Origin of the sequence: Streptomyces sp. NPDC028722 (assembly GCF_040637655.1) — a bacterium.
Lineage (GTDB): Bacteria > Actinomycetota > Actinomycetes > Streptomycetales > Streptomycetaceae > Streptomyces.
The window spans coordinates 14,693-26,807 of record NZ_JBEZWU010000021.1 but is presented as its reverse complement, the minus strand read 5'-3'; the positions used below and the strand labels follow the sequence as shown (position 1 = coordinate 26,807).

Sequence of the window (12,115 nt, the reverse complement as noted above, 5' to 3'; positions counted from 1 at the left end):
CGCCCTACCACCGCGACCGCCAGGACGTCATGTCCACTCCGCGGGATCCGTGTAGCCGAGCCGCTCGGCGGTCTCCAGCGTCCGGGCATCCAGCGCTGCCTCGATCCGGGCCGCGCGATCCCGCCACCGTCCCGGGCGGGGTTCCCGAGTGGCGACAACCGGCCCGATGCCCCGGTGGACGGCTCGCTGGAACTCTCCCTCGAAGGGGATACCGAGCCAGTCGGCCAGTCGCTCGAACGACTCGGCGCGCCGGCTCGGTTCACCGATCAGGTCCTCGAAACGGATGCTGGTACGCGCCACCGCCGGGTCATCGAGGTCGTCGAGCACTGCCTGATGGGCGCTGCGCCACTGAAAGGCACAGACCCCAAGCAAGGGCGCGTCGGTGAACTCCTGCCATCCGGGCGACAGATCGAACTTCCACCACCACCGGTTGTCCGGGTGCCGTTCCGCGTAGCCGCCGATCCCCAGTGGCCGCGCCATCCGGTGGGCGTGAAAGCCGTGGTGCAGCCACCCGTCGTAGAGCCCGTTGACCGCGGCAGCCGGGTTGCGGGTGAGGTGAACGATCCGGAACCGGGCGTTGGGGAAGAGCGCGCGCAGGAAATCGAACCGGTAGGCGTTACTGGGGGTCTTGATCACCAAGGGGCGCTGCGCCAGGTCATCGTGGTCCGCCTGACGCCAGAACGTGGGCAGGACGAACGGCGGCTCCTCCAGCAGGGACCTCCCCGGCGCGCCCCGGGGCGCGGGATAGGCTACTTCGCTGCGAAGCAGTGGCCGTGGCAGGTCGTAGAACCAGGGGTTGATCATCAGCCCCTGGTCGCCGAGCTCCTGGAAGAGTTCCAGGTAGAAGTGGTGGAGCATCGGGAGGCCGCCGCCAGCCGGGCCACGGTGCCGGGCGCGGTGCGCGGACAGTACGGCGAGCACCGTGTCGACCAAGGGCTGCGGCTTCAGTGGCAGTTCAGGCCACTGCATCACCAGCCGGGCCGCCACGTCCAGCGCGAACTGTCCGTCCGCGTCCGCGTCGGTGTCACCGCGGGCGACCGTACCAATGTCGAGCGCGAGTTCCCACTCGAGCACCTCGCGCAGCTCCGGCCCCAGCGCGGCAAGGTCCGCCGCGTCCAGCCGGTCGGACATCGCGCCACTGTCCGGATAGGCGAGCCCCACCATGCGCAGGAACGGGCTGATCTCGCCCCGAAAATGCATCAGGGCATCCGATGCCCGCAGCATCTCGGCGACCATGCTGGACCCGCCGCGGGAGCTGCACGCAAGCACCACCACCTCCCGCACCCTGGCGGTGGGATCCGTGACGGCCGGGCTGCGCAGACTCCTCAGCTCGGCCTGACGCCCGGCCAGGGGCAGCGGCCGAACGGCGGGCGAGGCATGACGGGTCATACGGCGTCACCGGGCTTCTTGAGCGAGTAGACGCACCACCGCCACTGGTCGCGGATCGAGCCGTCGGCCTGTACCTCGAAGGGATGCACGTCACGCACCTCCTTGGGTGCGTGGTGGTACAGCCGCTGGATCTCCCGGCGCGCAGCCGGAGTGGTCTCGTGGGTGTCGATCCAGAGGTCGATCGACTCCCAGAGCCGGTATTCCTCCACCACCAGGTCGGTGAAGCCGGCCCCGAGCAGGAGTTGGCGGAACTCCGGCTCGCTGAACATCTGGTGCAGCAAGGGCTGCTTCTTCTTGAAGACGCGGTACATCCAGTACGCGTCCTCGTCGGCGTACGGGACGATCTGTCCGACTATGAACTGGCCTCCGGGACGCAGCACTCGGAAGATCTCCGACAAGGGTCGCTCCGGCTGCGGCAGAAGATGGAGGACTTCCCGGGTGACCACCAGATCGAAGCTAGCGTCCGGATACGGCATGTCGTAGACCGTGCCCTGGTCGACGCGGTCCAGCCGGGTAGAGGCCAGTTCCACCATCTCGGGTGTGAGGTCCAGGCCGATGCTCTCACCGACCTTGTCCTTGAAGGAGGCGCCGACGACCCCGCTGCCGCAACAAACATCCAGCAGTCTGGCGTCCGGCGGCACGTCGCACAGCCCGGCGTGCCGGGAGAGTAGTTCCTCGTCGGTCAGCCAGCTGCACGACTCGTGCCAGTTGCGTGAGCGAGTGCCGAACTGCCGCTGATAGACCGTGTAGTCGATGGACAGTTCGCGCCGCTGGTAGCGAGCGGTGCGGCCGGCCATCCGCGCGGCCAGGCGGGCCCTGGTGGCCTCCAACGCCCGTGCGACGACGCGTTGGGCGAGACTGTCGTCGGCACCCATCAGAGCGGAGAACTCCTGCTCGACGGTGTCCTGGACGAACCTGCCGACCTCCGGGCTCTGCAGCCGCTTCTTCGTCTGCCCGTCGAACCGGGGGCTGTCCATGCGCAGCGAGACGATGGCGGTGAGGCCCTCCAGGATGTCGACGGTGGTGATTCGCTCGTCGATACGGGCGTCCAGCATGCCCGTGTCGGCGGCGTATTGGTTGATGACTGCCGCGAGCGCTGTACGCAGGCCTTCGACGTGGGCCCCGCCCTGCTCGGTGCGGACGCCGTTGACGAAGGCACGGATCTCCTCCGTGTATCGCTCTGTCCACTGGAAGGCGAGATCGAAGGCGGCCTCGTCGGTGGCCGCGGCGACCACGACAGGCTCGTCGTGAACGGCGGCGCTGTCCCGGTTGTGGTGTGCGAGGAAGGCGCGTACGCCCCCGGTGAAGCGGTGTTCCTCGGTCCGCCCGGTGCGCTCGTCGGTGAGTCGTGTGGTGAGGCCGGGGTGCAGGAAGGCGACCTCTTCGAGGCGTGTGCTGATGGTCGCAGCGGAGAACTCGCCGGTCTCGAAGATCAGCGGGTCGGGCCGGAAGGTCACGGTGGTGCCCCGGCTCCGTTCGGTCCCCTCGTCGACCGGGCTGCCGGCCAGGTCCGCCTTTGGTTCTCCCCGGGAGAACTCCTGCCAGTGATGGACTCCGTCCCGCCACACATCCAGCCGCAGCCACTCGGACAGCGCGTTGACACAGGACAGACCGACTCCGTGCAGGCCAGCGGAGCGGGTGTAGGTGTCGCCGATGAACTTGCCGCCCGCGTGCAAGGTGGTGAGGACCACCTCCGCTGCGGGCCGGCCGGTCGCCGGGTGCGGATCGACCGGGATCCCCCGGCCGTCGTCCGCCACCGAGCAGGAGCCGTCCGCGCGAACGACGACCGACACCTCCTGGCAGTGGCCGACCTCCGCTTCGTCCACTGCGTTGTCGATGAGTTCCAGGACGAGGTGGTGCAGGCCGTCGGCGTCCGTGGAGCCTATGTACATCGACGGGGTGCGGCGTACTGCCTCCAGACCGGAGAAGACGACGATCGAGGAGGCGTCGTAGCTCTCGCTCCGTGTACCGGTCATGAGCAGGTCGTCAGTCATCGCTGTCTCCCTCCGTGGCCGCCGCGCGTGCAGCGGGAGACGGGGCGTCCAGAGCGGTCAGCAGGACTTGGAACTTTGTCAGGTGGGAACGCTTGAGGCTGCCGAGCGTGGTGAGCCAGCTGGCCACGTCGGCGTGGCCCGTCTCGTGTGCCCTAGCGGCGAGCCGCGGGTAGACCTCGTTGGCCACATGCAGCGCGTCGGCCACGGACGCGGCGAGGTTGAGCCGTGTGTCGCCGATGGTCTGCCGGGTGTGCCGGTCGGCGATGCCCTGGAGAGCATCGATGTGCCCGTGCGCAGCGCATGCGATGCTCTCGGCCAGATCGCTGAAGGCCTGGGCGATCTCCGCATGGCCTTCGATCTCGGCGACTTGCGAGAAGTAGCTGTAGCGCTGCACGGTCGTCCCCTCCGTCGCGAGGGCCGTGCGCAGCTCGACGGCGAGGTCGTCACTCGGCTGAGCCATTGAACTCCTTGACGTTCACAGGGAAAGAAGGGGCTACTGCCGTAGGGTGGTCACGGCTTGCGGCCCGCCGCGACGACGAACAGCATCTGGTCGACGAACGACCCGTTCTCCTCCCGCACGGCGTGCAGGGAGCGAAATTCCTCGGACGCGTTGCGGTAGACCCCACGGATGGCCTCCCGGCGGTCTTCCTCGATCGCTCCGTTGTCCGACCAGATGTCCACGTCCTCGAACGAGACGTACCGCCGCAGCTCGACCTCGGTGCATCCGGCGTCGTGCAGCAGCGTGCGCAGGTCCTCCGGCAGGAAGAAGTGCCGTCGGACCGGGTTGCGCAGCCGCAGCACCTCGAAGTACTCGTCGCGGTCGTCTGCTCCGTACGCGCAGAGGTTGACGACGACTACCCGGCCGCCCGGCCTGACCACCCGCACCATCTCCGCGACCGCCTGAGGCAGGTCCATGAACTGGATGCCCTGTCGGCACACCAAGATGTCGAACTCATCATCGTCGAAGGGAAGTCGTTCGGCGGGCGTGATGACCAGCCTGTCCAGATGAGGCTTGGCCTGCTCGGCCATCTCCGGGGTGATGTCCACACCGACCACCTCGGCCACCCGGCCGCCGAACAGCCTGGAGACCAGTCCGGTGCCGCAGGCGACGTCGAGTACCCGGTCCCTGCCCTGCGGCCTGGTGATGTCGAGGACCAGACGGCCCAGTTCCTCGTCCATGCACCAGGAACTCGACCGGTCGTAGGTTGTGGACCTGGCGGCGAAGTGCCCGGTCACATCGTCTTGACTGATGGCCACAGAAAGTCCGTTCCGGGCCCGGCAGCGCCGGCCCTTGTCTGTCCAGCTACCGGCCCAGCGGCTCCATGTCCTGGGCCGGTCTCACGGCCGGCAGCAACCGGCGGGCCAGGAACTTCGCGCGCAGCCGGCGCACATAGAGGTCCCTGCCGAGCCGGAGGCGGTAGTTCTCGTCTTCGCGCAGGGATCGGTACTCCACCCGGATACGCGCCACTGCCGACCGGACGGCCACGTCCAGCGGTGAGGGATCGGGGACTTGCGACGCCCGGGGGTCGACCGGGTAGTCGAGCAGCCGCTTCAGCGGTCCCGTGGCCTTGTCGACCAGTAGGCGTTCCCTGTCGGTGAGTCCCGCACGGTGGGAGCCGATCCGGCCCACGCTGATGGGGCGGCCCGCCCTGCTCCAGGACTCCGAAAGCGAGGCCGTGCGTCGGGCCGCCGAAGACGTGTGATGTTGGAGCATCGCGGGTTCGAACCGCTCCTCCAGGAAGTCGCAGAGTTCCTGGAGTTCCTTCTCCGGCCGCGTGACCAGGTCCTCGTAACGCAGCAGGTGCACTACGTCGGGCCCCCAGCGGGTGAGAGCCGAGTGCGCCTGCTCCTGCTGGAACCGCCACAACCTGGCCATGCGGTAGGGATGGCAGTACCCGAACACCGAGCGTTTCGCCGATGCCGTCACGTCGTACGGCTCCCGCACCAGCCAGATGAACCGGGCTCCCGGACGTTCCGCGAGCACCTCGTCCACATGGTCGACCATGAAGGTGCTCTTGCAGCCCCATCGTGCCTTGCCTTCCGCCAGCCGGTACTGGTCGTAGATCGCCGCCACCACGCCGAAGAGGGTCGGCGTGGCCGTGGCCACCACGCGATCGGCGTCGATCGCGTGGGGCCACGGATGGATGTGCCGGTCCAGGAGCGCGAGCGCGTCCCCGACGAGCATCCGCCGGTTGCGCTCCAGAGCGAGGTCGCCGTAGGCGGGAAGGACCGGCGAAAAGTACCGCACGAAATGGGGTGGGTGCGGCACCGAGATCCGGGAGTGCGCGTCCAGGATCAGCCGGAGCAGATTGGAGCCCGAGCGTTCGGTGCCGATGAGGAGGATGGGATCGGCCGGGCCATCCGTCACTGTGCGCTCGCGGGGACCTGGCTCTCCATGCGCTTCGCCCCGCACTCCATGAGGCTGCTGCCTGCCGCGGCCACCTCGGGACTGGCGCATTTGTCCAACGTGAACCGGTCGGACTTCGGCACCAAGGGACCGGCAGCGGAACTCCATTTGCTGCGCCACTCGGGACCGGCGTACGACGTGGAACGCTCCTGGCCGTCGCCCGGCTGGGGGTGGAAGTACTGGAAGTTTTCCGGGTAGTGCTTGAAGTCCATGACAGGACCGGGCTGGTAGGCGTCGTAGATCCGCTTGTAGGCGTCCCGGCAGGTCTTCTCGGGCAGCCCGCTGACGTTGAGGAACTCGTCCTCGTGCAGAGCCTGTTCGATCGAGAGCCAGTTCAGGTGATCGATCTCCGAGCGGATCGTGCCCGAGGCCACTGCCTGCTGATAGACGGTGGTACCGGGCATGGCGGACAGATACTTGACGCGGGTGACATGGTTGTACGTCTCGGCGAACTCCACCATGTGGCTGAGCGATTCCTCGCTCTCGTTGGGCAGGCCCACGATCAGCAGGGAACCGAACCTGATGCCCGCGTCGAAAGTGGTGTTCATCGCCCGCACGGTCAGGTTCTCGCTGCTGCCCTTCCGGGCCTCCCGCAGCACGTCCTTGCCCAACGACTCGACGCCGTAAAGGATGATGTCGCAGCCCGCGTCACGCATCGCGTTGGCCCTCGGCACATCCATGTCCGCGCACCGTGTCAGACAAGTCCAGCGGATGTCGTGGTCCTTGATGACATCGCAGATCTCGAGGGTTTGGCCGCGATGCGAGCTGAAGGTCAGGTCGACGAAGAAGCTGAAGTCGATGTTGTACTGGCTCTTCAGCCAGGCCATGTCGCGGTCCATCTTCTCCGGCGATTTGGCCCTGACCTGCGGCGTCGTGCGGTAGCAGAAGGAGCAGTCCATCTTGCAGCCGCGGCTGTAGGAGGAGATGATCTGCGGCTGCAGCCCCCTCGGACTCTTGGCCTGCGGCCACAGGTCCAGACGCATCCGCGGCAGAGAGTCCAGATCCATCATCTGCCCGCGGGCCGGCGTGCGCTTGCTGTTGCCCTCGGCGTCCCGGAAGCAGATCCCCTTGATCTTCGGGAGGTCGAGGTTCCAGCGGCCCGCCGCGTAACTCTCCATCAGTTCGAGGATCGTGATCTCGCCCTCGCTGATCACCGCTATGTCGCAGGCGGTGTTCTCCATGAAGACGCGCGGCACGGATGTGACCAGAGATCCCCCACAGATGATGGGAACCTCGGGCTCTGCTTCCTTGACCTTCGCCATTAAATCCTGGCAGAAGGGGAAGTTGTCCTCGAAGGTGCACACCCCCAGCACATCGGTCTGACCGACGATCTGGTCGTAGGCGGTCTGGAGCGGATCAAGTTCGTACCGCACATCGACGATCCGCACCGGATAGCCGGCGTTGTGCAGCACGGTGGAGATGTACGTGGCGCCCTCGTACGGCGAGGTGAGGAAGAACTCCCAGCCTCGCGGCATGGTGAACGGAGACGGACCGACGACGAGAGTGAAACGCGGCAGGGACGGGTCGGTCGGCACCGGGGTGGTGTCCTGCTCACGCATCTGGTTCATGTACCGGTGATCGACCGAGTCGTCGGCGTTCACATAGAGTTCCAGAGCCAAGGACTTACGCGCCATGAGCAATCCCTCTCGACTGAATTCGCATCAGACAACACGACCTTTCGGAGCCTGACACAGACTCGAACCCGGGTGAAGGCCGGTTACCTCAGGGCTGGCCTCACGCAGATTCAGCGACTTTGCTGCGCAGTTCATTGGCGAACTCGCGCCACGACTTCGCGAATTCCATAGCCAGTTGTGCAATCATATCCACCTGATGCGGCGGTACGCTGGCGATGAGCTCCTTCAACTTCTCCATATCGGATGCCTTCGTGTCAAGCATCCGAAGCAACATCCGGCCCCGGTCCGAGAAGCGGAGAGAAGGGTCCTTCTTCAGGTTGTGCAGGGCCATGCCCCAGTCTGAACAGGAAGCGGGACCGTGCGGCCGGGCCTCGACGGCGGCAGGAGCCACCTCGTCGCCGCCACCCTTCTTGCGGTCAAGCGTACGCCAGTTGCGGGCAGGGACCGGGTCCCGGCCGGCTCGCAACCGTTCACGCACGTCGCGGGCAGTACCCAGGGAAATGCCTGCCGCCTTGGCGAGCTCACGCAGCGGGATCTCGGGATTCTGGTCTAAGACCCGGGCCGCGCTCTGGCGGCCGACGGTGGAGTCGACCGGGCGGATTCTGCCGTCCCGGCCCACACGCGCGTTCAACTGAGGATGGTCACCACTTGTGCGCCTACGAATGGCCGCTATGGTCTTAGGCGACAGCCCCGTCGAGGCGGCTACCGACCGGTTCGACAATTGCGGGCAAGAAGTGACAATTCGCTCCGCCGCGGCGCTTCGGTCAGCCAGCGAAAGCGGCAAGCCGTGCCTGACATTGGACTGAACAGCCAGAATGAATGCCTCGATGTCACCACCTTCAAAGAAGTTCACCTGGACCTCCCGTTCCCCCTTCAGGACGGCAACTTTCAGCCGATGCATCCCGTCGATGACCCGCATGGTCTGACGATGCACGAGTATCGGGGGTAATTCGACACCCGAGGACAGGAGGAGTTCGACGTGTTCTTGACTCTCGCCCGACAGCCGGGGTGAGTCTGCAGCGATCAGGGCGTCCACCGGCACAGTGTGGACATCATCCTGACACGGAAGCTTCTCGCCATCTCCGCTCACTTAGCCCCCATACGCGTGATCTTCCCACTTACTGCGTAAGCGCTTGGGTCACGGGTCCGATGGCTAGCGCCTCCTGACGACGAGAGGCATACCAAGAGACCGTCACAGCACCAACGTACGTCAAAGAGCGTAGCCAGGCTACGTCTTTTGCAAACGGCCGAAAATGCGCCATCCTCCCTCTGCCTGCGCGCAACAGGCACCGTCAGACCGCGCCCCATCCCGGAAGAGGAATTTCCTTGAACAACGTACTGCTTATCTCTTTGGATACCCTGCGTGCGGATGTCGCCTACTCCGGCCGTTTTCCGGGAATCGAGTACCTGCGCAGCCGCGGTGTGACATTCGATCAAGCCATCTCATCGGCTCCCCTCACCCCGATCAGCCACGCCAGCGTCTTCACCGGCCTGCAGCCCAGCGGGCATGGCATCCGGCATCTACTCAGAGAGCAACTGGAACCCCACGTTCCCACACTGGCCCAGAGGTTGAAAGAGACCGGCTACGCGACAGGTGCTGTCGTCTCCTGCCCCGGCCTGAATCAGTGGTACGGCCTGGACCGCGGCTTCGACTTCTACGACGACGAGATCCCCCGGCTCCCCGACGGAAGCGACCCACTCACCGTCGGTGACGTCAAAATGCGGGGTCTGGCCCTGAAGCGGGCGCCTCTGGTGGTCGACCGCGCCGTCGAGTGGGTCTCCACACTCGAACCCGGGCAGCCGTTCTTCCTGTTCGCTCACTTCTTCGACGCCCACTGGCCCTATGAGCCGCCGGAGGACTTCGGGGTACCCGTCGACAACCCGTACGAGGGCGAAGTGGCCTACAGCGACCACTACCTCCAGCAACTATTCACATGCTTCAAGGAGTTGGGGCACAGTCTCGACGACACTGTGGTCGTGCTCTTCTCCGACCATGGCGAGGACCTGGCCGGCTGGTACCCGAACGACCACTCCGGGAAGCTCGGCCACCCGTACGAAGAGGGACACGGGTGCCTGCTGTTCGACACCACCCAGCACGTCCCACTGATCGTCAGCGGGCCGGAAGTTCCACGGGGCGTCGAGGTGACCAGCCAGGTCAGGCTCGTGGACATTGCCCCTACCGTGCTCGACTTGCTCAAACTGCCCGAGATGAAAGCCGACGGCGCCTCACTGAGCGAGTTCTTCGCCACCGGCACCGGCCACTCCCGGCCAGCCTACAGCGAAACGTACTACCCGGAGGAACGCCGGGCCTCGGGCGAGTATCCCGACCTTGTGCCGCTCAAGGCCGTGCGACTCAGCCGGGACGAGAACCGACAGAAGGTGATATGGACCGTCGGCAGCGAGACCGTCGAACTGTACGACCTCGTGGCCGATCCGCTTGAGCAGAACGGCACCCCTCTGGTGCAGCCGCCTCGTACCGAGTGAACTGCTCATTGGATGGGGTTATTACGGTCCGTCATTCCGCGTCGGTGGCCCCCCGGTCGTCGCGGTGGAGGATGCCGGTGAGGCAACCGAGCGCACCGGCGGCCTTCACATACTCACCGACCTCGACAACGGTCACCTCGAGCCCCGCCGCCTCCAGCCTGCGCCGGGTTCGGGGACAGCCGTCCGGCATGAGCACACTGCCCGGCCGAAGCGTCACCACGTTCAGACTCCGGCAGTGCACCACCTCGTCGTCGTCCTCGAACTCCAGCAGCTCGTAGTCCCGTGCTCGCAGCACCTCCCGAAGCTGCGCAGTCACCGCCGACGAGCGCAGGACGGCCCGTCGGTGGTCGACGAACACCAGGGACCCCAGCAGGTGCTGAACCCCAAGCCCCAACGGCACGGGTACCACCTCGGCTCCCTGCTCACCAAGCACCTCCGCCACGGCGCGCACGCCAGCCTCGTTGGTGCGGAACCGGAAGCCGACGACGAGGGTGCGGTCATCGGCCCACAGGGCGTCTGCACCCTCGAAGGTGGCGCTGCCCCGGACCGTGTGCAGGATCGGAATGCTGGCGTCGGCCAGTGCCGCGGCGGCGTACCGCTCCTCACCCGCCCGCTGCCTGGACGCGGTCCGCCCCAGCACCGCGCCCTGCGGGGTGACAAGGAACAGGTCACGCTGGAAGATCACATTCGGCGGGGCGTCGGACGGCGGCCGGACCACCCGCACAGCCACCCCGTGGCTCCGGTACACCTCAGCCACAGTCGTCGCCTGGTCCCGCAGTCGCCCCAGGTCGACGGGCGCCGCCATCAACTTCGCCCGGGCGTCGGTCACCGCAGCGATGCTGTCGGGCGGCCGGGCGATCAGCACCGCCCGCAGCGGCGCCACCTCGGAGCGGTAACCGCAGCGGGACCACACCCGGCCCGCGTCGACATCGGCCGCGTGGGTGTCCTCTCGCGGCGTCCACCCGGCGCCCCCGAGCGTACTGGGCAGCCCTGCTGCCGGATCCGTACGGAACTCCAGATCAGCCATGCCTATGCCTCCGCTTGCTCGTCCTGTCCGTCAGACCGAATAGCCCTGGGAGCGCAGCTGGGCGCGCATCTCCTCGGTGACGGTCACCCGGCCCGGCTCCTGCAGAGCGCCGCGATAGTCGTCCAGCATCGCCAGGACGTCCGCTCCGTCGGCTTCGGGGGCAGGTCGGGGCACCCCGTACCCGTCGAGCCGTTCCATCCGGACGGACTCCGGCTGTACGGCGCCCGGCAGGCTCCACCGCACCACCTTGAGGTCGTCGAGATAGCCGGCCTCTCCCACTCGGTCCGGCCCGTACCAACCGGCCACGGCAGGCGCGTCGCCGTCCAGCTCCTCCTTGCCAAGGACCACGGAGGCCAGGGACCGTCCGTCAAGCAGACCGCTGGCGGCGACCGGAAGGCCAGCCAGATCCAGCACGGTCGGGACCACATCGACGGTGCGGATCCGTCGACCATGTCGGCCTGGTGTGATGCCATCCCCTGCAATGATCAGCGGGACCTGGAGCACCTCTTGCGCAAGCGCACCCGGCCTGCCGTCCGGCTCGTCCCACCGCGCGCCGTGTCCGGCCACAACAACAAGCAGCAGCCGTCGCCCCGCCGCACCGACCCGCTCGGTCAGGTGCTCGACGAAAGGGGCGAAGCGTCGGGTCAGGAAACCCTCGATACTCTCCACCCCCGAAGTGCGTGCCGAGTCGACCGGCCCAAAGTGCGCCCAGGCCATCGTGGACTCGGCGGCCGTGACCGCGTCCACGAACGCGTCGTCCTGCCCGACCAGGTGAACGTCGACTTCCCGGGTGAAGCCTCGACCAGGGGTCAGCACGGCAGCCGAGTCGGTCAGCAGTACGGTCCTGCGGCCGTGCCGGCGTGCGTGGGTGAACAACGAGGGCACACGCAGCGCACCCCTTTCCTCGTCGTACAAGCCGTTGTGCAGGGGGTACTGGCCGGTGAAGAGCGCGCCGTGTGCGACGGCCGAGCCCGGAGCGGCGCTGATGACGTTCGTGAACTCAGCTCCGGCTAACGCTAGTTGAGACAGAACCGCAGTACCAGGCGAAGGTGCCTGCAGCGCATCGCCGCGCAGTCCGTCGATCGACACCAGCACGGTGTGGTCATAACGGTCGGACATGTGCATGGTGGCCTCCGCCTCCAATGAGGATTCACCTCAGGATGTTCAACCGGGGAAAGCC

Annotated in this window: 10 protein-coding genes; 1 reads left to right on the top strand and 9 read right to left on the bottom strand. The window is 66.8% G+C overall.

The window, feature by feature from the left end:
• Positions 1 to 27: 27 nt before the first annotated feature.
• From AB0F03_RS27335 to AB0F03_RS27305, 7 genes are all read right to left on the bottom strand, one after another.
• Positions 28 to 1,236: a sulfotransferase gene (locus AB0F03_RS27335; RefSeq protein WP_361996529.1), complete on the bottom strand. Its 1,209-nt coding sequence runs from the start codon at positions 1,234 to 1,236 to the stop codon at positions 28 to 30.
• A 149-nt stretch (positions 1,237 to 1,385) separates the two neighbouring features.
• Positions 1,386 to 3,383, bottom strand: a complete 1,998-nt coding sequence (locus AB0F03_RS27330) for a methyltransferase domain-containing protein (protein WP_361996527.1) — start codon at positions 3,381 to 3,383, stop codon at positions 1,386 to 1,388.
• Positions 3,376 to 3,843 carry a rubrerythrin family protein gene (locus AB0F03_RS27325; protein WP_361996525.1) on the bottom strand — a complete coding sequence of 156 codons (468 nt, stop codon included), beginning with the start codon at positions 3,841 to 3,843 and terminating at the stop codon, positions 3,376 to 3,378. Before AB0F03_RS27325 ends, AB0F03_RS27330 begins: the two co-directional genes overlap by 8 nt.
• A 50-nt stretch (positions 3,844 to 3,893) precedes the next feature.
• The gene (locus AB0F03_RS27320; RefSeq protein WP_361996523.1) at positions 3,894 to 4,640 is read right to left on the bottom strand and encodes a class I SAM-dependent methyltransferase; all 747 of its coding nucleotides are present in this window, start codon (positions 4,638 to 4,640) and stop codon (positions 3,894 to 3,896) included.
• A gap of 46 nt (positions 4,641 to 4,686) precedes the next feature.
• Complete coding sequence (locus AB0F03_RS27315; RefSeq protein WP_361996521.1) at positions 4,687 to 5,751, bottom strand: sulfotransferase; 1,065 nt, start codon at positions 5,749 to 5,751, stop codon at positions 4,687 to 4,689.
• The gene (locus AB0F03_RS27310; protein WP_361996519.1) at positions 5,748 to 7,424 is read right to left on the bottom strand and encodes a radical SAM protein; all 1,677 of its coding nucleotides are present in this window, start codon (positions 7,422 to 7,424) and stop codon (positions 5,748 to 5,750) included. Before AB0F03_RS27310 ends, AB0F03_RS27315 begins: the two co-directional genes overlap by 4 nt.
• 100 nt (positions 7,425 to 7,524) lie before the next feature.
• The gene (locus tag AB0F03_RS27305; RefSeq protein ID WP_361996517.1) at positions 7,525 to 8,460 is read right to left on the bottom strand and encodes a streptomycin biosynthesis protein; all 936 of its coding nucleotides are present in this window, start codon (positions 8,458 to 8,460) and stop codon (positions 7,525 to 7,527) included.
• Between the two features lie 290 nt (positions 8,461 to 8,750).
• Here AB0F03_RS27305 and AB0F03_RS27300 point away from each other — a divergent pair, with 290 nt between their 5' ends.
• Entirely contained in the window at positions 8,751 to 9,908 is a 1,158-nt protein-coding gene (locus tag AB0F03_RS27300) for a sulfatase (protein ID WP_361996515.1), read from the top strand.
• A 31-nt stretch (positions 9,909 to 9,939) separates the two neighbouring features.
• Here the strand turns inward: AB0F03_RS27300 and AB0F03_RS27295 are convergent, their stop codons facing one another.
• Entirely contained in the window at positions 9,940 to 10,791 is an 852-nt protein-coding gene (locus tag AB0F03_RS27295) for an arginine deiminase family protein (RefSeq protein ID WP_361996513.1), read from the bottom strand.
• 174 nt (positions 10,792 to 10,965) lie between these two features.
• Entirely contained in the window at positions 10,966 to 12,060 is a 1,095-nt protein-coding gene (locus AB0F03_RS27290) for a sulfatase-like hydrolase/transferase (RefSeq protein WP_361996511.1), read from the bottom strand.
• Between the last annotated feature and the right edge of the window lie 55 nt (positions 12,061 to 12,115).

Excerpts from the sequence above, each read along its gene's own strand:
- AB0F03_RS27330 (WP_361996527.1), bottom strand. The coding sequence starts at position 3,383 with ATGACTGACGACCTGCTCATGACCGGTACACGGAGCGAGAGCTACGAC.
- AB0F03_RS27310 (WP_361996519.1), bottom strand. The coding sequence starts at position 7,424 with ATGGCGCGTAAGTCCTTGGCTCTGGAACTCTATGTGAACGCCGACGAC.
- AB0F03_RS27335 (WP_361996529.1), bottom strand. The coding sequence starts at position 1,236 with ATGGTCGCCGAGATGCTGCGGGCATCGGATGCCCTGATGCATTTTCGG.
- AB0F03_RS27325 (WP_361996525.1), bottom strand. The coding sequence starts at position 3,843 with ATGGCTCAGCCGAGTGACGACCTCGCCGTCGAGCTGCGCACGGCCCTC.
- AB0F03_RS27290 (WP_361996511.1), bottom strand. The coding sequence starts at position 12,060 with ATGCACATGTCCGACCGTTATGACCACACCGTGCTGGTGTCGATCGAC.